We start from the raw sequence: 16,775 nt of genomic DNA, 5'->3' as shown, positions 1-16,775 counted from the left end.
CCCTCCCCGTGGGGAGTGGCGGGCTCGTCCGGTGTCGACTGTGCCGTCAGGACTTCAGTCCTTCTTGGCGTCCGCGTCGTCCGAAGCGGCGGCCTCGTCCGAAGCCGGGGCCTCGGTCTCGGTCGTCTCCTCGGCAGCGGCCTCGGTGGCCTCAGTGGTCTCCTCGGCGACCGGGGCGGCCTGAGCGGCCTCGTCCTTCGCGAACTTCGTCTTGCGAGCCCGCTCGGCCTCCGACGTCACGGTCTGCTCCGCGACCAGTTCGATGACCGCCATCGGGGCGTTGTCGCCCTTGCGCGGCACCGTCTTGGTGATGCGGGTGTAACCGCCGGCGCGCTCCGAGAAGTGCGGGCCGATCTCGGCGAACAGCTTGTGGACGACGTCCTTGTCACGGACGACGCGCTGCACCTGACGGCGGTTGTGCAGGTCGCCCCGCTTCGCCTTGGTGATCAGCTTCTCGGCCAGCGGGCGCACCCGGCGGGCCTTCGCCTCGGTCGTCGTGATCTTGCCGTGCTCGAACAGCTGCGTGGCCAGATTGGCCAGGATCAGCCGCTCGTGCGCGGCGGACCCGCCGAGCCGGGCTCCCTTGGTAGGGGTGGGCATCGTTTCTCCTAGTTCAGCTCACAGCGTCCAGGCGCGAAGCCTCAGAGCTGCTCGGTCTCTGCGTAGTCCTGGCCATCGTCGTGGCCCTCGTCCGAAATCCCGCCACCGATGCCGGTAACGCTCTCCGACCAGCCTTCACCGTCGTAGCTGGTGGCCGCCGCGGTCGGGTCGAACCCGGGCGGGCTGTCCTTGAGCGCCAGGCCGAGGCCGACCAGCTTCAGCTTGACCTCGTCGATCGACTTGGCGCCGAAGTTGCGGATGTCGAGCAGGTCCGCCTCGCTGCGCGAGACCAGCTCGCCCACCGTGTGGATGCCCTCGCGCTTGAGGCAGTTGTACGACCGGACGGTGAGGTCCAGGTCCTCGATCGGCATCGCGTAGGCGGCGATGGTGTCCGCCTCCTGCGGCGACGGGCCGATCTCGATGCCCTCCGCGTCGACGTTCAGCTCGCGGGCGAGGCCGAACAGCTCCACCAGCGTCTTGCCGGACGACGCCACCGCGTCGCGCGGCGTGATCGACGGCTTGGTCTCGACGTCCAGGATCAGCTTGTCGAAGTCGGTGCGCTGCTCGACACGGGTGGCCTCGACCTTGTAGGTCACCTTCAGCACCGGCGAGTAGATGGAGTCGACCGGGATCCGGCCGATCTCCGCGCCGGCCTGCTTGTTCTGCAGGGCCGGAACGTAACCGCGGCCGCGCTCGACGACGAGCTCGATCTCGAGCTTGCCCTTGCCGTTCAGCGCCGCGATGTGCAGGTCCGGGTTGTGCACGGTGACGCCCGCGGGCGGCACGATGTCGGCAGCCGTGACCTCACCGGGGCCCTGCTTGCGCAGGTACATGGTGACCGGCTCGTCCTCCTCCGAGGACACCACCAGCTCCTTGAGGTTCAGGATGATGTCGGTGACGTCTTCCTTCACCCCCGGGACGGTGGTGAACTCGTGCAGCACGCCGTCGATGCGGATGCTCGTCACGGCCGCGCCCGGGATGGACGACAGCAGCGTGCGCCGCAGCGAGTTGCCGAGCGTGTAGCCGAAGCCGGGCTCCAGCGGTTCGATGGTGAACCGGGAGCGGGTCTCGTTGACCGTCTCTTCGCCGAGAGCCGGCCGCTGGGAAATCAGCATTGTTTCTTGTTCCTTTCCAGACGACGCCCGCCATATGACGTCGAAGGGATGGCGTGGCGGCGGCGCACCTGTTGCGCCGCCGCCCAAAAACTACTTGGAGTAGAGCTCGACGATCAGCTGTTCCTGAACCGGAACGTCGATCTGCGCACGCTCCGGGAGCTGGTGGACCAGCACGCGGAGGTTGGACGGGACGACCTGCAGCCACGCCGGGATCGGACGCTCGCCGAAGGACTCCTTGGCCACCACGAAGGGCAGCATCGCGAACGACTTGGGCCGCACGTCGATGATGTCCCACTTGGAGACCTGGTAGGAAGGCACGTTGACCTTGACGCCGTTGACCAGGAAGTGGCCGTGGCTCACCAGCTGACGCGCCTGACGGCGGGTGCGGGCGATGCCGGCGCGGTAGATCACGTTGTCCAGCCGGGACTCGAGGATCTGCAGCAGCACCTCGCCGGTCTTACCCGGACGCCGCACGGCCTCCTTGTAGTACCGGACGAACTGACGCTCGAGCACCCCGTAGGTGTAACGAGCCTTCTGCTTCTCCTGCGACTGCAGGAGGTACTCGGACTCCTTGATCCGGCCGCGGCCGTGCTGGCCGGGCGGATAGGGGCGACGCTCGAAAGCCTGGTCGCCGCCGATGAGGTCAACCTTCAGGCGACGCGAAATACGCGTCGCGGGGCCGGTGTAACGAGCCATTTCTTCTTACTCCTCCCCGTTCCTCAGACCCGGCGCCGCTTGGGCGGGCGGCAGCCGTTGTGAGGCTGCGGGGTCACGTCCTGGATGGTGCCGACCTCGAGGCCGGCGGCCTGCAGCGAACGGATCGCGGTCTCGCGGCCGGAGCCGGGACCCTTCACGAACACGTCGACCTTCTTCATGCCGTGCTCGGCCGCCTTGCGGGCGGCGGACTCGGCGGCCATCTGCGCGGCGAACGGGGTGGACTTGCGCGAGCCCTTGAAGCCCACGTGACCACTCGACGCCCACGCGATCACGGCACCGGTCGGGTCCGTGATCGAGACGATGGTGTTGTTGAAGGTGCTCTTGATGTGCGCGTGACCGTGCGCGATGTTCTTCTTTTCCTTACGGCGGACCTTCTTGGTCCCTGCCGCAGTGCGGGACTTCGGTGGCATGTTTTGAGGGTTCTCCTGTTAACGCGCGTTCTGAAGGTGAGCGGCGGCTGCCTCGTGCTGTCCGCGCCGGATGATGGAACCGGCGTCGGTGTACAGGTTGCGCAGCGCCATCGGGCGGGCGTAGAGCGCCTTGGGCGAGACACAAGCCGCGCTGTGGCGGTTGCCGCCACGCATCTGCACGACCTTCTTGCCCTGGACGCTCACTTCTTGCCAGCCTTCTTCTTGCCGGCGACCGTCTTCTTCGGACCCTTGCGGGTGCGGGCGTTGGTCTTGGTCCGCTGACCGCGGACGGGCAGACCACGACGCCAGCGCAGGCCCTGGTAGGTGCCGATCTCGATCTTGCGACGGATGTCGGCGTTCACCTCACGGCGAAGGTCACCCTCGACCTTGAAGTTCTCATCGATGTAGTCGCGCAGCTTGATGAGGTCGTCGTCGCTGAGGTCCTTGACGCGGGTGTCCGCGTTGAGCTCGGCGGCGGCGATCATCTGCTTCGAGCGCGTACGGCCGATGCCGTAGATGTAGGTCAGCGCGATCTCCAACCGCTTTTCGCGGGGGAGGTCGACGCCAGCGAGTCGTGCCATTGGCGCTGATGCTCCTTCTTCGGTTTCGTCTCCAGGTCTTCTCCCCGTCCGGTTCCGGAACCGACTCGCCTGTCGTGCCCGGAGCTTGCGCCTCGGGTGTCCCGGCCCCGGCCTGAAGTCCGGGGGTGAACCGGACCGCTCGCGCGGCCCGGCAGGTGCGGGGAGGGTGTGTAGCCGTCAAGCCACTCTGGTCGAAAGTGCTGTGGTCAGCCCTGACGCTGCTTGTGACGCAGGTTCTCGCAGATCACCATGATCCGGCCGTGGCGGCGGATCACCTTGCACTTGTCGCAGATCTTCTTGACGCTCGGCTGGACCTTCACGTCTCCTGCTCTCCTGCTTCTTCTCAGCTCTTCGTGATCACTTGTAGCGGTAGACGATGCGACCACGAGACAAGTCGTAGGGCGAGAGCTCCACGACAACCCTGTCCTCGGGCAGGATGCGGATGTAGTGCTGCCGCATCTTGCCGCTGATGTGGGCAAGAACCTTGTGGCCGTTCTCCAACTCGACGCGGAACATCGCGTTGGGGAGCGGCTCGACTACGCGGCCTTCGACCTCGATGGCCCCGTCTTTCTTAGCCATGTCCTCCGCAATCCCTGAATGCACGCTTGATGCACACAGCGTGATCGGTTGAGCTCGAGTCCTTGCTTACCTGGATGGTGCTCCGGCACACTCCACCCCGACTCCATTGACCGCGAGATTCACGAGCGCGCTGGAATCGGCGCGATGAGTACGCCGACTTGACAGTGTACGCAACACGTGTCGCGTCCCCAAACGGGGGGTAACTGTGCTAGAAGTCGGCACCGGTGCGCCTCGGCTCCAGTATGCCGGAAAATGGCCCGACCTGGGGAAACACCTGGTCAGGTGACGGAAACCGCCCGTTCGGAGCAGCGCTCCGGCGTCAGGTCAGTCCGCTTCGGGGGCGGTGAGCACCCAGGGGCCGTCTTCGGTGATCGCCACGGTGTGCTCCCAGTGCGCGGCCCGGGAGCCGTCGGCGGTGACCACGGTCCAGCCGTCTTCGAGCTCCACCGTCTCGCCGGTGCCGCCGGTGAGCATGGGCTCGATCGCGAGCGCCATGCCGACCTTGAGCCGCGGGCCCTTGCCGGGCTTGCCGACGTTCGGCAGGAACGGGTCCATGTGCATCTGGCGGCCGATGCCGTGGCCGCCGTACTCGACGATCTGCCCGTACTCGACGCCGTTGTCGCGGCCCGCCTGCTCGGCCGCGGTCTGCACCGCGAACGAGATGTCGGTGAGCCGCGCGCCGGCCAGGACGGCCTTGATGCCGGCCCACATGGCCGACTCGGTCGACGCGGACAGCGCCAGGTCCTTCTCGCCGACCTCGCCGATGGCCAGCGTCACGGCCGAGTCGCCGTGCCAGCCCTCGAGGATCGCGCCGCAGTCCACGGAGATCAGGTCGCCCTCGGCGAGCACCTGCTTCTTCGACGGGATGCCGTGCACGATCTGCTCGTTCACCGAAGCGCAGATGGACGCCGGGAAACCGTGGTAGCCCTTGAAGGACGGCACCGCACCCGCGTCACGGATGGTCTGCTCGGCCAGCTCGTCCAGCTCGGCGGTGCTCACCCCCGGGCCCGCCAGCGCCCGGACGGCGGCCAGCGTCTTCGCGACGACCAGCCCGGCCGCCCGCATCGCCTGCAGCTCGCCCGGCGTCTTGACCTCGATCATGCGCCCACGGCGGAGCACTTGCAGAACACGCAGCCCTCCGAGATTCACGTGCGGTCGCGCAGCGCTTTCAGCACGCGGTCCGAGATCTCGCCGACCTCGCCGACCCCGTCCACGCTGATCAGGATGCCGGCGTAGTACTCCAGCAGCGGCGCCGTCTCCGACACGTAGATCTGCTGGCGGCGGCGGATCACGTCCTCCGTGTCGTCCGCGCGGCCGCGGGCCATCAGCCGGCCGACCACCACGTCTTCGGACACCTGGAGCTGGATCACGGCGTCGAGCTCGACGTCCGACTCGCCGAGGATCTCGCCGAGCACGTCGGCCTGCTTGGTGTTGCGGGGGAAGCCGTCGAGCAGGAAGCCGGCCTTGGCGTCCGGCTCGGCCAGGCGCTCGCGCACCATTTCGTTCGTCACCGAGTCCGGCACCAGCTCGCCGGAGTCCAGGTACCGCTTGGCCTCCTGGCCGAGCGGGGTCTCCTGGCCGACGTGCGCGCGGAACAGGTCGCCGGTCGAGATGTGCGGGATCCGCAGCTGCTCGGACAGGGCGATGGCCTGCGTACCTTTGCCCGCTCCGGGCGGGCCCACGAGAACCAGGCGCGTCACTTCAAGAACCCTTCGTAGTTGCGCTGCATCAGCTGGCTTTCGATCTGTTTCACGGTGTCGAGGCCGACACCCACCATGATCAGCACAGCCGTGCCACCGAACGGGAAGTTCTGATTGTTCCCGCTGCCGGTGAGGGACAGGAAGAAGTTCGGGAGGATCGCGATGATGCCCAGGTAGAGCGAGCCCGGCAGGGTGATCCGGCCGAGGACGTAGCTCAGGTATTCCGCGGTGGGGCGCCCGGGGCGGATGCCCGGGATGAAGCCGCCGAACTTCTTCATCTCGTCGGCACGCTCGTCCACGTTGAACGTGATCGTGATGTAGAAGTACGTGAAGAAGATGATCAGCGCGAAGTAGAGCAGCACGTGCACCCAGCTGCTCTGGTTGACCACGAAGTTCTGGATGAACGACTGCCAGCCGGAGTTGCTGTTCGGGTCGCCGATGAGCTGGCTGAGCAGCTGCGGCAGGTAGAGCAGCGACGAGGCGAAGATGACCGGGATGACACCGGCCTGGTTCACCTTGATCGGCAGGTAGGTCGAGGTCCCGCCGTACATCCGGCGGCCGACCATGCGCTTGGCGTACTGCACCGGGATCCGGCGCTGGCCCTGTTCCACGAAGATGACGCTGGCGATGATCACCAGGCCGAAGATGCAGATCATGACCAGGGCGACGCCGCCGCCGTTGCTCAGGATGTTGGCGCCCTCGGACGGGATGCGGGCCGCGATGTTCAGGAAGATCAGCACGGACATGCCGTTGCCGACGCCGCGCTCGGTGATCAGCTCGCCCAGCCACATCATCACGGCGGTGCCCGCGGTCATCGTGCAGACGATGATCGCCAGCGAGTAGACGCTGTTGTCCGGGATGATCTGCTGCTGGCAGCCCTGGAACAGGGTGCCGCGGTCGGCCAGCGCGACGACGCCGGTGGCCTGCAGGATCGCCAGCGCGATCGTCAGGTACCGGGTGTACTGCGTCAGCTTGTTCTGGCCGGACTGGCCTTCCTTCTTCAGCTCCTCGAACCGCGGGATGACCACGGTCAGCAGCTGGATGATGATGCTCGCCGTGATGTACGGCATGATGCCGGTCGAGAACAGCGACAGCTGGAGCAGCGCCCCGCCGCTGAACAGGTTCAGCAGCTGGTAGACGCCCTGCTGGTCCGCCTGAGAGCTACAGGCCTGGACTGCGGAGAACGAGATCCCGGGTGCCGGAATGGCGGCACCGATCCGGTAGACCGCGACGATGGCTAGCGTGAACAGGATCTTCTTGCGTAGATCCGGCGTCGCGAGAGCCGAGCGGAAGGCGCTGAGCACGCGGGGGACCTCCTCGGCGTCGTCGGCTGTCCTACCGACGATCGGCTTGGCCGGCACAGGACCGGCGGGAACACAGCTCACTGGCGGTAAAGCCAGGAACGCCTCAGGGCACACTGGTCCCGAAGCGTGTCGCCGACTCTAACAGCTTCACCGGGCGTGTCCGCAGTGTGTGTGCGTTTTCCGTCCGGGCACCGTCCGGGGGCCTCGGGCAGAGGCGCAGGTTGGGCCGTTCGCAGGCGGAGATGATCACCTGTTCGGCCCCGGCCGGAGGTCGCTTTCCGGACGTGCTTTGCCGCTCCCCCAAGCGTTTTCGCCCGTTGCGAACGGTACCCGGACACAGCACGATGGCCCGCCCCGGGCAGTGCCGGGACGGGCCATCGTCGGGTGGTGCGTCAGTTGGTGGTGGCGGTGCCACCGGCAGCTTCGAGCTTCTCCTTGGCGGAGCCGGAGAAGCCGTCGGCCGTGACGTCGAGCTTGACGCCGTTCAGGTCGCCGTTGCCGAGGACCTTGACGAGCTGGCCCTTGCGGACGAGCCCGCCCGCGACCAGCTCCTCGACGCCGACCTTGCCACCGTCCGGGAAGACGCGGGCGATGTCGCCCACGTTCACCGGCTGGTACTCGGTGCGGAAGCGGTTCTTGAAGCCACGCAGCTTCGGCAGCCGCATGTGGATGGGCATCTGCCCACCCTCGAAGCCGGCCGGCACGTTCTTCCGGGCCTTGGTGCCCTTGGTACCGCGACCGGCGGTCTTGCCCTTCGAGCCCTCGCCACGGCCGACGCGCATCTTCTCGCGCTTCGCGCCGGGGGCGGGACGGAGGTGGTGGATCTTGATGGCGGTCATGACTGGACCTCCTCGACCACCACGAGGTGGCGGACGGCCCGGATCAGGCCGCGCACCTCGGGGGTGTCTTCACGCACAGTCGACTGGCGAATCTTGTGCAGCCCGAGGGTGCGCAGGGACTCGCGGTGAGCGTGCTTCGTGCCGATCTTGCTCTTGATCTGGGTGACCTTCAGCTGAGCCATGTCAGACCCCCTGGCCCGCGCGCTGGCGCAGCATCCGGGCCGGGGCGACGTCCTCGAGCGGCAGGCCGCGGCGGGCCGCGACCTCTTCGGGACGCTGCAGGCCCTTGAGGGCCGCCACGGTCGCATGCACGATGTTGATCGCGTTGTCGGAGCCGAGCGACTTCGACAGCACGTCGTGGACGCCCGCGCACTCCAGCACCGCGCGCACCGGGCCACCGGCGATGACGCCGGTACCGGCGGACGCCGGGCGGAGCAGCACGACCCCGGCGGACGCCTCACCCTGGATCGGGTGGGGAATCGTGCCGGCGACGCGAGGCACGCGGAAGAAGTTCTTCTTCGCCTCTTCGACGCCCTTGGCGATGGCCGCGGGAACTTCCTTGGCCTTGCCGTAGCCGACGCCGACCTGACCGTCGCCGTCACCGACGACGACGAGGGCGGTGAAGCTGAAGCGACGACCACCCTTGACGACCTTGGCGACGCGGTTGATCGTCACGACCTTCTCGAGGTGCGGGGTCTTGTCCTGGCCGGCCCCGCCACGGCCGCTGTCGCGCCGGTCCCGGCCGCCACCGCGGCGATCATTGCGGTCGTTGCCGCCCTGTCCGCCCGGTCCGCCCTGGCCGCCGCCGAATTGCCGTGTACGTCCCGGCATCAGGCTTTCCTTCCATTAACGAGCATGTGCATCAGAACTCCAGCCCCGCCTCGCGCGCGGCGTCGGCGAGCGCGGCGATGCGGCCGTGGTAGGCGTTGCCGCCACGGTCGAACACCACAGCCGAGATGCCGGCGTCCTTCGCCCGGGCGGCGACCAGCTGGCCGACCTTGGCGGCCTTGGCCTTCTTGTCGCCCTCGGTCGCCCGCACGTCCGCCTCGAGGGTGGACGCCGAGGCCAGGGTGTGGCCGGCGAGGTCGTCGATCACCTGCACGGCGATGTGCCGCGAGGAGCGCTTGACGACCAGGCGCGGCCGCGCCGGGGTGCCGTTGACCTTCTTGCGGAGGCGGAAGTGCCGACGGGTCTTGGCGACGCGGCGGCGGGTCGAGATGTCCTTGCCGACCGGCTTGCGCTTCGTCGTAGTCGTGTCGCTCATGATCACTTACCCGTCTTTCCGACCTTGCGGCGGATCTTCTCACCCTCGTAGCGCAGGCCCTTGCCCTTGTAGGGGTCGGGACGGCGCAACTTGCGGATGACGGCCGAGATCTGGCCGACCTTCTGCTTGTCGATGCCGGAAACCGAGAACCGGGTCGGGGTCTCCACCTTGAAGGTGATGCCCTCCGGGGCCTCGATCTTGACCGGGTGGCTGAAGCCGAGGGCGAACTCGAGGTCCGATCCCTTGGCCTGCACGCGGTAACCGACGCCGTGGATCTCGAGCTTCTTCTCGTAGCCCGTGGTCACGCCCACCACCAGGTTGTTCACCAGGGTGCGGGTGAGGCCGTGCAGGGCCCGGCTCGTGCGCTCGTCGTCCGGGCGCTTGACCAGCAGCGTGCCGTCTTCGTCGCGCTCGACGACGATCGGCTCGGCGATGGTGTGCTCCAGGGTGCCCTTGGGCCCCTTGACCTGAATGTGCTGACCGTTGATGGTCACCTCGACCCCGGAAGGGACGGCGACCGGCAGCTTACCGATACGAGACATGCCTGTACCCCCTTCCTTACCAGACGTAGGCGAGGACTTCGCCGCCCACGCTGTTGCGCTTGGCCTGCCGGTCGGTCTGGAGCCCGGACGACGTCGAGATGATCGCGACGCCGAGGCCACCGAGAACGGACGGCAGTTCGGTCGATTTTGCGTAGACCCGCAGACCGGGCTTGGAGACGCGCCGGAGGCCGGCGATGCTCCGCTCACGGTTGGGGCCGTACTTCAGCTCCACCACGAGGTTCTTGTGCTTCTCGCCCGGCTCGTCGCGGTAGCTCGCGATGTAGCCCTCGCGCTTGAGGATCTCGGCGATGTTCGCCTTGATCTTCGAGTGGGGAAGCACGACCTCGTCGTGGTACGCCGAGTTCGCGTTACGCAGACGGGTCAAGAAGTCTGCGATGGGGTCGGTCATCGTCATGGTGACCTGTCAACCTTTCTCGCCTGGTTCCCCGCCCCCCGGCCCCCGGGTGATCCCGGGGGCAGAGCGGGCGGGGCCTGTGGCGAACTGGGAAATAGTTTCGAGCCTTACCAGCTGGACTTGTGGACGCCGGGCAGTTCGCCCGCGTGCGCCATCTCCCGGAGGCAGATCCGGCAGAGCCCGAACTTGCGATACACCGAGTGCGGCCGGCCGCATCGCTGGCAGCGGGTGTAGCCGCGCACCGCGAACTTCGGCTTCTTCGAGGCCTTGTGGACTAGCGCTTTCTTGGCCATCGGCTCAGTTCTCCTTGAACGGGAAGCCGAGCTTGCGCAGCAGCGCCCGGCCCTCGTCGTCGGTGGTGGCGGTGGTGACGACGGTGACGTCCATGCCGCGCGGGCGGTCGATGTCGTCGGGGTTGATCTCGTGGAACATCGACTGCTCGTTGAGACCGAACGTGTAGTTGCCGTTGCCGTCGAACTGCTTGCCCGAGAGGCCGCGGAAGTCGCGGATACGCGGGAGCGCGATGGTCAGCAGCCGGTCGAGGAACTCCCACATCCGGTCGCCGCGCAGCGTGACGCGCGCACCGATCGGCTGACCCTCACGCAGCTTGAACTGCGCGATGGACTTGCGGGCCTTGCGGACCTCGGGCTTCTGGCCGGTGATCGCGGCGAGGTCGCGGACCGCGCCGTCGATCAGCTTGCTGTCGCGGGCGGCGTCGCCGACACCCATGTTCACGACGACCTTCACGACGCCGGGAATCTGGTGCACGTTGGCGATGGTGAACTCCTTCTGGAGCTCGCCCTTGATCTCGTCGCGGTACCGGGTCTTCAGACGCGGCACCATCTTCTCTGCGGTGGTCATGATCAGATGTCCTTACCGTTCCGGCGCGAGACCCGGACCTTCTTGCCGTCCTCGCCGAAGCGGTAGCCCACACGGGCCGGCTTGCCGTCCGAGTCCACGACCATCACGTTCGACACGTGGATGGGCGCTTCCTGGGTGACGATGCCACCGGACTGCGCACCACGCTGGGTCTGGGTGATCCGAGTGTGCTTCTTGATCCGGTTCACGCCTTCGACCAGCACACGCTCACGCTCGGGGTAGGCCTGGATGACCTTGCCCTTGGCGCCCTTGTCCTTGCCGGCGATGACGACGACCGTGTCGCCCTTCTTCACCTTCATGCTCTACAACACCTCCGGCGCGAGCGAAATGATCTTCATGAACTTTCGGTCGCGCAGCTCGCGGCCCACCGGGCCGAAGATGCGAGTGCCCCGGGGCTCGTTGTCGCTCTTGATGAGGACAGCGGCGTTCTCGTCGAAGCGGATGTAGGAGCCGTCCGGACGACGCCGCTCCTTGACCGTGCGGACGATGACCGCCTTGACGACATCGCCCTTCTTCACCCCGGCAGCCGGGATGGCGTCCTTCACGGTGGCGACGATGATGTCGCCGATGCCCGCGTAGCGCCGCCCGGAACCGCCGAGCACCCGGATGCAAAGGATCTCCTTCGCACCGGTGTTGTCGGCGACTCGTAGCCGCGACTCCTGCTGGATCACGTCAACTCCTGTATGTCGCGCCGGTTCTCGCCTGTCTCAGACAGCACGAGCCTTGCGGAACCAAGGACTCCGAAGAGCCCTGCTTACTTGGCCTTCTCAACGACCTGCACGAGGCGCCAGCGCTTGGCGGCCGACAGCGGACGGGTCTCCATCAGGGTGACCCGGTCGCCGAGGCCCGCCTCGTTGTTCTCGTCGTGCACCTTGACCTTGGTGGTGCTGCGGAGAACCTTCGAGTAACGCGGGTGCTTCTTGCGGTCCTCGAGCTCGACCACGATCGTCTTGTCCATCTTGTCCGAAACGACGTAGCCCTCGCGGACCTTGCGGTCGTTGCGGACGGTCTTCTCGGTCGTCGGCTCGCTCATGCGGCACCTTCACTTTCGGCGTCGGGCGCGACGGACAGGCCGAGTTCACGCTCGCGCATGACCGTGTAGATCCGCGCGATGTCCGTGCGGACAGTGCGCAGCCGACGGTTGTTGTCCAGCTGCCCGGTCGCCATCTGGAAGCGGAGGTTGAACAGCTCCTCCTTGAATTCCTTCAGACGCAGCACGAGCTCTTCCGCGGTGAGCTCACGAAGCTCCGATGCCTGAGCGGCTCCGTTAGCCATCAGAACTCACCACCTTCACGGGTCACGATGCGGCACTTCATGGGCAGCTTGTGGATCGCGCGGCGGAGCGCCTCACGGGCGGTCTCCTCGTTCGGGAAGCTGATCTCGAACATCACGCGGCCCGGCTTGACGTTGGCGATCCACCACTCGGGCGAACCCTTACCGGAACCCATGCGGGTCTCCGCCGGCTTCTTGGTCAGCGGGCGGTCCGGGTAGATGGTCGTCCACACCTTGCCACCACGCTTGATGTGACGGGTCATGGCGATACGAGCGGACTCGATCTGCCGGTTCGTCACGTAGCTGTGCTCAAGCGCCTGGATGCCGAACTCGCCGAAGCTGACCTTCGTACCGCCCTTGGCGGCGCCGTGGCGCTTCGGGGAGTGCTGCTTCCGGTGCTTGACCCTGCGCGGGATGAGCACGTCTCAGCCCTCCGTCTTTTCTGCGGTCTCGGCAGCCGGGGCCGCCTCGGTCGCGGCGTCGCTCTTGGCAGCAGCGGCGGTGGTCTCCGCCTCCCGGGCAGCGGCCCGGGCGGCTTCGGTCGAGGTCGCCGTCGTGCCCGACGCGCCGGAACGACGCGGGCGGGCCGGACGGTCACCGCGGTCGCGGCGGGGGGCCCGCTCGGCAGCCGCGGCGGCGTCGCGCGCCTCGCGGGCCTTGAGGCCACCGACCAGCTCACCCTTGTAGATCCACACCTTCACGCCGATGCGACCGAACGTCGTCTTGGCCTCGAAGAAGCCGTAGTCGATGTCGGCGCGCAGCGTGTGCAGCGGGACCCGGCCGTCGCGGTAGTGCTCGGAGCGGGACATCTCGGCACCGCCGAGACGACCGCCGCACTGCACGCGAATGCCCTTGACCTGCGGCGAGCGCATGGAGGTCTGGATCGCCTTGCGCATCGCGCGGCGGAAGGCCACGCGGTTGGACAGCTGCTCCGCGACACCCTGCGCAACGAGCTGGGCGTCGGCCTCGGGGTTCTTGACCTCGAGGATGTTCAGCTGGACCTGCTTGGCGGTCAGCTTCTCCAGCGCGCCGCGGATCCGGTCGGCCTCCGCACCACGACGGCCGATGACGATGCCCGGCCGGGCGGTGTGGATGTCGACGCGGACGCGGTCACGGGTGCGCTCGATCTCGACCTTGGAGATGCCGGCGCGCTCCATGCCGGTGGAGAGCAGCTTCCGGATCTTGACGTCCTCGGCCACGTACTCCGCGTACTGCTTGTCGGCGTACCAGCGAGACTTCCAGTCCGTGGTGATACCCAGGCGGAAGCCGTGCGGGTTGATCTTCTGGCCCACTACCGGCCACCTGCCTTCTTCTTGCTCTGCGCCTTCTTCACGTCGGCCTTGGGACGCGACTCCACCTCGACGGTGATGTGGCTGGTCCGCTTGCGGATCCGGTACGCACGGCCCTGGGCCCGCGGGCGGATGCGCTTGAGGGTCGGGCCCTCGTCGGCGTACGCGTTCTTGATCCAGAGCGTCTCCGGGTCAAGCTGAAGATTGTTCTCGGCGTTGGCCACGGCACTGGCGAGCACCTTCGCGACCGGCTCGCTGGCCGCCTGGGGGGCGAACCGGAGCACGGCCAAGGCGTCGGCGGCGCTACGTCCCTTGATGAGCTCGATCACCCGGCGCACCTTGGTCGGCGAGTCCCGGACGAAGCGAGCCCGCGCGTAAGCCGTAGGCAGAGCCTCGACCGTCGCGTCGTTCTGGGCGTTCATCGCTACTTCCCTTGTCTTGTTTCGTGCCCGCTCAGCGGCGGCGCGACTTGCGGTCGTCCTTGATGTGGCCCTTGAAGGTCCGCGTCGGGGCGAACTCGCCCAGCTTGTGACCCACCATGGCCTCGGTGACGAAGACCGGCACGTGCTTGCGGCCGTCGTGCACCGCGATCGTGTGTCCCAGGAAGTCCGGGATGATCGTGGAGCGACGCGACCAGGTCTTGATCACGGTCTTCTTGTTGGCCTCGTTGAGAACGTCCACCTTCTTGAGCAGGTGGTCGTCCACGAACGGCCCCTTCTTAAGGCTGCGTGGCATGTTCTTCTACCTCCCTGCTCAGCGCTTGTTCTTGCCGGTACGCCGGCGGCGGACGATCATCGAGTCACTCGCCTTGCGGCGACGGGTGCGACCCTCGGGCTTGCCGTTCGGGTTGACCGGGTGGCGACCACCGGAGGTCTTGCCCTCACCGCCACCGTGCGGGTGGTCGACCGGGTTCATCACGACACCACGGACGGTGGGGCGCTTGCCGCGCCAGCGGTTACGCCCGGCCTTGCCCCAGTTGATGTTGGCGTGGTCGGCGTTGCCCACCTCGCCGATCGTGGCGCGGTTGCGCACGTCGACGTTGCGGATCTCGCCCGACGGCAGCCGGAGCTGGGCGTAAGGCCCGTCCTTGGCCACCAGCTGCACCTTGGCGCCGGCGGAGCGCGCCATCTTCGCGCCGCCACCGGGGCGGAGCTCGATCGCGTGCACCACGGTGCCGACCGGGATGTTGCGCAGCGGCAGGTTGTTGCCCGGCTTGATGTCGGCGCGCGGGCCGTTCTCGACGGTGTCGCCCTGCTTCAGCTTCTCCGGCGCGATGATGTAGCGCTTCTCGCCGTCGGCGTAGTGCAGCAGCGCGATGCGCGCGGTGCGGTTGGGGTCGTACTCGATGTGCGCGACCTTGGCCGGCACGCCGTCCTTGTCATTGCGACGGAAGTCGATGACGCGGTAAGCGCGCTTGTGGCCGCCACCCTTGTGCCGGGTGGTGATCTTGCCGGACGAGTTACGGCCGCCCGAGCCGCTCAGCGGACGCAGCAGCGACTTCTCCGGCGTGGACCGGGTGATCTCGGCGAAGTCCGAGACGCTGGAACCGCGACGACCCGGGGTCGTCGGCTTGTACTTGCGGATGCCCATGTCAGCTCAGTCCTTTACGCGGTGGGTCCGCCGAAGATCTCGATCGCCTTGCTCTCAGGCGAAAGAGTCACGATGGCGCGCTTGGTGTCCTTGCGCTTGCCGAAGCCTGCGCGAGTCCGCTTCCGCTTGCCCTGACGGTTGGCCGTGTTGACGCTGACCACCTTGACGCCGAACACCTTCTCGACCGCGATCTTGATCTGGGTCTTGTTGGCGTCCGGACGGACGATGAACGTGTACTTGTGGTCCTCGAGCAGCCCGTAGGACTTCTCGGAGATGACCGGCGCGAGCAAGATGTCGCGGGGGTCGGCAATGGCGACCGAACTCACTGCTCGTCACTCCCTTCCGAAACCTCGCTCGACCGTGCGACGGCCTTCGCGCCCTTGCCCCGGACGGGGCCGGCGACGAACGCGTCGTACGCGGCCTTGGTGAACACGACGTCGTCGTTGACCAGCACGTCGTAGGTGTTGAGCTGGTCCGCCCAGATCAGGTGGATCTGCTCGAGGTTCCGCAAGGAAACCCAGCTGAGCTCGTCGTCGCGGTGCAGCACCACGAGAACGCGCTTCGCCTGCGTCACCGCGGCGATGGCGGACTTGGCGGCCTTGGTCGACGGCTTCTCGCCACCGACCAGCTCGGTCACCACGTGCAGCTGCCCGGCGCGCGCCCGGTCCGAGAGGGCACCGCGGAGGGCGGCGGCCTTCATCTTCTTCGGGGTGCGCTGCGAGTAGTCGCGCGGCGTGGGGCCGTGGACGACGCCACCGCCGTTGAACTGCGGCGCGCGGGTCGAGCCCTGGCGGGCGCGACCGGTGCCCTTCTGCCGGTACGGCTTCTTGCCGCCACCGGAGACCTCACCACGGGTCTTCGTGTCGTGCGTGCCCTGGCGCGCGGCGGCCAGCTGGGCCACCACCACCTGGTGCATCAGCGCGATGTTGGCCTGCACATCGAAGATCTCCTCGGGGAGCTCCACGGTGCCGTCGGCTTTACCGGCCGGGGTCTTCAGCTCGACGTTCGTCATTCGGTGATACCACCCTTCGCGGCGCTGCGAACGAACAGCAGACCGCCCTTGGGACCGGGCACGGCGCCCTTGATCAGCAGCAGGCCGTCCTCGGCACGCACGGCGTGCACGGTCAGGTTCTGCGTGGTGACCCGGTCGTTGCCCATCCGGCCCGCCATGCGCAGGCCCTTGAACACGCGGCCGGGGGTGGCACAGCCACCGATGGAGCCCGGCTTGCGGTGCACGGCCTGGGCACCGTGGCTCGCGCCCTGGCCCTTGAAGCCGTGGCGCTTCATGACACCCGCGTAGCCCTTGCCCTTGCTGGTACCGGTGACGTCGACCTCGACGCCGGCGGCGAACACCTCGGCGGTGATCTCCTGGCCGACCTCATAGGTCTCAGCGTCGGTGGTACGCAGCTCCGCGAGGAACCGTCGGGGGGTCACGCCCGCCTTGTCGAAGTGGCCGGTGCGCGGCTTGTTCACCCGGCGCGGGTCGACCGCGCCGAACGCCAGCTGCACGGCCCCGTAGCCGTCCTTGTCATGGGTCCGAACCTGGGTCACCACGTTCGGGCCGGCCTTCACGACGGTGACCGGAACGATCCGGTTCTGCTCGTCGAAGACCTGGGTCATGCCGAGCTTGGTGCCCAGGATGCCCTTCATCTGCCTGTCAGACATGAGTTTCTCTATCT

At 67.4% G+C, this 16,775-nt stretch carries 31 protein-coding genes; all 31 read right to left on the bottom strand.

The window, feature by feature from the left end; translation table 11 throughout:
• Positions 1-54 precede the first annotated feature (54 nt).
• Entirely contained in the window at positions 55-600 is a 546-nt protein-coding gene (gene rplQ, locus BMY97_RS20810) for a 50S ribosomal protein L17 (RefSeq protein ID WP_091618536.1), read from the bottom strand.
• Between the two features lie 41 nt (positions 601-641).
• Positions 642-1,715, bottom strand: a complete 1,074-nt coding sequence (locus BMY97_RS20805; RefSeq protein WP_091618534.1) for a DNA-directed RNA polymerase subunit alpha — start codon at positions 1,713-1,715, stop codon at positions 642-644.
• A 90-nt stretch (positions 1,716-1,805) separates the two neighbouring features.
• Complete coding sequence (gene rpsD / locus BMY97_RS20800; protein WP_091618532.1) at positions 1,806-2,411, bottom strand: 30S ribosomal protein S4; 606 nt, start codon at positions 2,409-2,411, stop codon at positions 1,806-1,808.
• 23 nt (positions 2,412-2,434) lie between these two features.
• Entirely contained in the window at positions 2,435-2,842 is a 408-nt protein-coding gene (gene rpsK, locus BMY97_RS20795) for a 30S ribosomal protein S11 (protein WP_091618530.1), read from the bottom strand.
• 18 nt (positions 2,843-2,860) lie between these two features.
• Positions 2,861-3,046: a hypothetical protein gene (locus BMY97_RS20790; RefSeq protein ID WP_091618528.1), complete on the bottom strand. Its 186-nt coding sequence runs from the start codon at positions 3,044-3,046 to the stop codon at positions 2,861-2,863.
• Complete coding sequence (gene rpsM / locus BMY97_RS20785; RefSeq protein ID WP_091618526.1) at positions 3,043-3,423, bottom strand: 30S ribosomal protein S13; 381 nt, start codon at positions 3,421-3,423, stop codon at positions 3,043-3,045. Before rpsM ends, BMY97_RS20790 begins: the two co-directional genes overlap by 4 nt.
• A gap of 206 nt (positions 3,424-3,629) precedes the next feature.
• A complete protein-coding gene (gene rpmJ, locus BMY97_RS20780) occupies positions 3,630-3,743 on the bottom strand; it encodes a 50S ribosomal protein L36 (RefSeq protein WP_004558882.1) in 114 nt (37 codons plus the stop codon).
• A gap of 37 nt (positions 3,744-3,780) precedes the next feature.
• On the bottom strand, positions 3,781-4,002 hold the full coding sequence (gene infA / locus BMY97_RS20775; RefSeq protein WP_004558881.1) for a translation initiation factor IF-1: 222 nt from the start codon (positions 4,000-4,002) through the stop codon (positions 3,781-3,783).
• 324 nt (positions 4,003-4,326) lie between these two features.
• Positions 4,327-5,103: a type I methionyl aminopeptidase gene (gene map, locus BMY97_RS20770; protein ID WP_091618524.1), complete on the bottom strand. Its 777-nt coding sequence runs from the start codon at positions 5,101-5,103 to the stop codon at positions 4,327-4,329.
• A 44-nt stretch (positions 5,104-5,147) separates the two neighbouring features.
• Positions 5,148-5,702 (bottom strand): adenylate kinase, encoded by a 555-nt coding sequence (locus tag BMY97_RS20765; RefSeq protein ID WP_091618522.1) that lies wholly within the window; start codon positions 5,700-5,702, stop codon positions 5,148-5,150.
• Complete coding sequence (secY, locus tag BMY97_RS20760; RefSeq protein ID WP_091618625.1) at positions 5,699-7,006, bottom strand: preprotein translocase subunit SecY; 1,308 nt, start codon at positions 7,004-7,006, stop codon at positions 5,699-5,701. The genes BMY97_RS20765 and secY overlap by 4 nt, the downstream gene beginning before the upstream one ends.
• Before the next feature lie 392 nt (positions 7,007-7,398).
• The gene (rplO, locus tag BMY97_RS20755) at positions 7,399-7,845 is read right to left on the bottom strand and encodes a 50S ribosomal protein L15 (RefSeq protein WP_091618520.1); all 447 of its coding nucleotides are present in this window, start codon (positions 7,843-7,845) and stop codon (positions 7,399-7,401) included.
• Positions 7,842-8,027, bottom strand: a complete 186-nt coding sequence (gene rpmD, locus BMY97_RS20750) for a 50S ribosomal protein L30 (RefSeq protein WP_091618518.1) — start codon at positions 8,025-8,027, stop codon at positions 7,842-7,844. The genes rplO and rpmD overlap by 4 nt, the downstream gene beginning before the upstream one ends.
• Before the next feature lies 1 nt (position 8,028).
• On the bottom strand, positions 8,029-8,676 hold the full coding sequence (rpsE, locus tag BMY97_RS20745) for a 30S ribosomal protein S5 (RefSeq protein ID WP_091618516.1): 648 nt from the start codon (positions 8,674-8,676) through the stop codon (positions 8,029-8,031).
• A gap of 31 nt (positions 8,677-8,707) precedes the next feature.
• A complete protein-coding gene (gene rplR, locus BMY97_RS20740) occupies positions 8,708-9,109 on the bottom strand; it encodes a 50S ribosomal protein L18 (protein ID WP_091618514.1) in 402 nt (133 codons plus the stop codon).
• 2 nt (positions 9,110-9,111) lie between these two features.
• Positions 9,112-9,651, bottom strand: coding sequence for a 50S ribosomal protein L6 (rplF, locus tag BMY97_RS20735; RefSeq protein ID WP_091618512.1), 540 nt, complete (start codon positions 9,649-9,651; stop codon positions 9,112-9,114).
• Positions 9,652-9,667: 16 nt separating this feature from the next.
• Positions 9,668-10,066: a 30S ribosomal protein S8 gene (rpsH, locus tag BMY97_RS20730; protein ID WP_076163008.1), complete on the bottom strand. Its 399-nt coding sequence runs from the start codon at positions 10,064-10,066 to the stop codon at positions 9,668-9,670.
• A 107-nt stretch (positions 10,067-10,173) separates the two neighbouring features.
• Complete coding sequence (locus BMY97_RS20725) at positions 10,174-10,359, bottom strand: type Z 30S ribosomal protein S14 (protein ID WP_091618510.1); 186 nt, start codon at positions 10,357-10,359, stop codon at positions 10,174-10,176.
• Positions 10,360-10,363: 4 nt separating this feature from the next.
• A complete protein-coding gene (gene rplE / locus BMY97_RS20720; RefSeq protein WP_091618508.1) occupies positions 10,364-10,927 on the bottom strand; it encodes a 50S ribosomal protein L5 in 564 nt (187 codons plus the stop codon).
• 2 nt (positions 10,928-10,929) lie between these two features.
• On the bottom strand, positions 10,930-11,244 hold the full coding sequence (gene rplX / locus BMY97_RS20715) for a 50S ribosomal protein L24 (protein WP_091618505.1): 315 nt from the start codon (positions 11,242-11,244) through the stop codon (positions 10,930-10,932).
• A gap of 3 nt (positions 11,245-11,247) precedes the next feature.
• Positions 11,248-11,616, bottom strand: a complete 369-nt coding sequence (gene rplN / locus BMY97_RS20710; protein WP_091618504.1) for a 50S ribosomal protein L14 — start codon at positions 11,614-11,616, stop codon at positions 11,248-11,250.
• Positions 11,617-11,699: 83 nt separating this feature from the next.
• Positions 11,700-11,978, bottom strand: a complete 279-nt coding sequence (gene rpsQ / locus BMY97_RS20705) for a 30S ribosomal protein S17 (RefSeq protein ID WP_091618503.1) — start codon at positions 11,976-11,978, stop codon at positions 11,700-11,702.
• The gene (gene rpmC / locus BMY97_RS20700) at positions 11,975-12,220 is read right to left on the bottom strand and encodes a 50S ribosomal protein L29 (protein WP_091618502.1); all 246 of its coding nucleotides are present in this window, start codon (positions 12,218-12,220) and stop codon (positions 11,975-11,977) included. Before rpmC ends, rpsQ begins: the two co-directional genes overlap by 4 nt.
• A complete protein-coding gene (rplP, locus tag BMY97_RS20695) occupies positions 12,220-12,639 on the bottom strand; it encodes a 50S ribosomal protein L16 (RefSeq protein WP_091618501.1) in 420 nt (139 codons plus the stop codon). Before rplP ends, rpmC begins: the two co-directional genes overlap by 1 nt.
• Before the next feature lie 3 nt (positions 12,640-12,642).
• The gene (gene rpsC / locus BMY97_RS20690; RefSeq protein WP_091618500.1) at positions 12,643-13,509 is read right to left on the bottom strand and encodes a 30S ribosomal protein S3; all 867 of its coding nucleotides are present in this window, start codon (positions 13,507-13,509) and stop codon (positions 12,643-12,645) included.
• A complete protein-coding gene (rplV, locus tag BMY97_RS20685; protein WP_091618499.1) occupies positions 13,509-13,928 on the bottom strand; it encodes a 50S ribosomal protein L22 in 420 nt (139 codons plus the stop codon). Before rplV ends, rpsC begins: the two co-directional genes overlap by 1 nt.
• A gap of 31 nt (positions 13,929-13,959) precedes the next feature.
• A complete protein-coding gene (gene rpsS / locus BMY97_RS20680) occupies positions 13,960-14,241 on the bottom strand; it encodes a 30S ribosomal protein S19 (protein WP_091618498.1) in 282 nt (93 codons plus the stop codon).
• 18 nt (positions 14,242-14,259) lie between these two features.
• Positions 14,260-15,096, bottom strand: coding sequence for a 50S ribosomal protein L2 (rplB, locus tag BMY97_RS20675; protein WP_091618497.1), 837 nt, complete (start codon positions 15,094-15,096; stop codon positions 14,260-14,262).
• Positions 15,097-15,110: 14 nt separating this feature from the next.
• On the bottom strand, positions 15,111-15,422 hold the full coding sequence (gene rplW, locus BMY97_RS20670; protein WP_091618496.1) for a 50S ribosomal protein L23: 312 nt from the start codon (positions 15,420-15,422) through the stop codon (positions 15,111-15,113).
• Entirely contained in the window at positions 15,419-16,108 is a 690-nt protein-coding gene (gene rplD / locus BMY97_RS20665) for a 50S ribosomal protein L4 (RefSeq protein WP_091618495.1), read from the bottom strand. Before rplD ends, rplW begins: the two co-directional genes overlap by 4 nt.
• Entirely contained in the window at positions 16,105-16,761 is a 657-nt protein-coding gene (rplC, locus tag BMY97_RS20660; RefSeq protein ID WP_091618494.1) for a 50S ribosomal protein L3, read from the bottom strand. Before rplC ends, rplD begins: the two co-directional genes overlap by 4 nt.
• Between the last annotated feature and the right edge of the window lie 14 nt (positions 16,762-16,775).

This window comes from Amycolatopsis saalfeldensis, assembly GCF_900110575.1.
Classification (GTDB): Bacteria; Actinomycetota; Actinomycetes; order Mycobacteriales; family Pseudonocardiaceae; genus Amycolatopsis; species Amycolatopsis saalfeldensis.
This window is presented reverse-complemented; position numbering and strand designations above follow the sequence as displayed.

Bases quoted from the DNA above. Each gene is read 5' to 3' on its own strand.
- rplC (WP_091618494.1), bottom strand. From the start codon at position 16,761: ATGTCTGACAGGCAGATGAAGGGCATCCTGGGCACCAAGCTCGGCATG.
- infA (WP_004558881.1), bottom strand. From the start codon at position 4,002: ATGGCTAAGAAAGACGGGGCCATCGAGGTCGAAGGCCGCGTAGTCGAG.
- rplR (WP_091618514.1), bottom strand. From the start codon at position 9,109: ATGAGCGACACGACTACGACGAAGCGCAAGCCGGTCGGCAAGGACATC.
- rplE (WP_091618508.1), bottom strand. From the start codon at position 10,927: ATGACCACCGCAGAGAAGATGGTGCCGCGTCTGAAGACCCGGTACCGC.
- rpmC (WP_091618502.1), bottom strand. From the start codon at position 12,220: ATGGCTAACGGAGCCGCTCAGGCATCGGAGCTTCGTGAGCTCACCGCG.
- rplB (WP_091618497.1), bottom strand. From the start codon at position 15,096: ATGGGCATCCGCAAGTACAAGCCGACGACCCCGGGTCGTCGCGGTTCC.
- rplV (WP_091618499.1), bottom strand. From the start codon at position 13,928: ATGAACGCCCAGAACGACGCGACGGTCGAGGCTCTGCCTACGGCTTAC.
- rplF (WP_091618512.1), bottom strand. From the start codon at position 9,651: ATGTCTCGTATCGGTAAGCTGCCGGTCGCCGTCCCTTCCGGGGTCGAG.
- BMY97_RS20725 (WP_091618510.1), bottom strand. From the start codon at position 10,359: ATGGCCAAGAAAGCGCTAGTCCACAAGGCCTCGAAGAAGCCGAAGTTC.
- rpsE (WP_091618516.1), bottom strand. From the start codon at position 8,676: ATGCCGGGACGTACACGGCAATTCGGCGGCGGCCAGGGCGGACCGGGC.
- rpmD (WP_091618518.1), bottom strand. From the start codon at position 8,027: ATGGCTCAGCTGAAGGTCACCCAGATCAAGAGCAAGATCGGCACGAAG.
- map (WP_091618524.1), bottom strand. From the start codon at position 5,103: ATGATCGAGGTCAAGACGCCGGGCGAGCTGCAGGCGATGCGGGCGGCC.
- BMY97_RS20805 (WP_091618534.1), bottom strand. From the start codon at position 1,715: ATGCTGATTTCCCAGCGGCCGGCTCTCGGCGAAGAGACGGTCAACGAG.
- rpsK (WP_091618530.1), bottom strand. From the start codon at position 2,842: ATGCCACCGAAGTCCCGCACTGCGGCAGGGACCAAGAAGGTCCGCCGT.
- rpsQ (WP_091618503.1), bottom strand. From the start codon at position 11,978: ATGAGCGAGCCGACGACCGAGAAGACCGTCCGCAACGACCGCAAGGTC.
- rpsS (WP_091618498.1), bottom strand. From the start codon at position 14,241: ATGCCACGCAGCCTTAAGAAGGGGCCGTTCGTGGACGACCACCTGCTC.
- rplQ (WP_091618536.1), bottom strand. From the start codon at position 600: ATGCCCACCCCTACCAAGGGAGCCCGGCTCGGCGGGTCCGCCGCGCAC.
- rplX (WP_091618505.1), bottom strand. From the start codon at position 11,244: ATGAAGGTGAAGAAGGGCGACACGGTCGTCGTCATCGCCGGCAAGGAC.
- rpsH (WP_076163008.1), bottom strand. From the start codon at position 10,066: ATGACGATGACCGACCCCATCGCAGACTTCTTGACCCGTCTGCGTAAC.
- rpsD (WP_091618532.1), bottom strand. From the start codon at position 2,411: ATGGCTCGTTACACCGGCCCCGCGACGCGTATTTCGCGTCGCCTGAAG.
- rplO (WP_091618520.1), bottom strand. From the start codon at position 7,845: ATGACCGCCATCAAGATCCACCACCTCCGTCCCGCCCCCGGCGCGAAG.
- rpsM (WP_091618526.1), bottom strand. From the start codon at position 3,423: ATGGCACGACTCGCTGGCGTCGACCTCCCCCGCGAAAAGCGGTTGGAG.
- rplD (WP_091618495.1), bottom strand. From the start codon at position 16,108: ATGACGAACGTCGAGCTGAAGACCCCGGCCGGTAAAGCCGACGGCACC.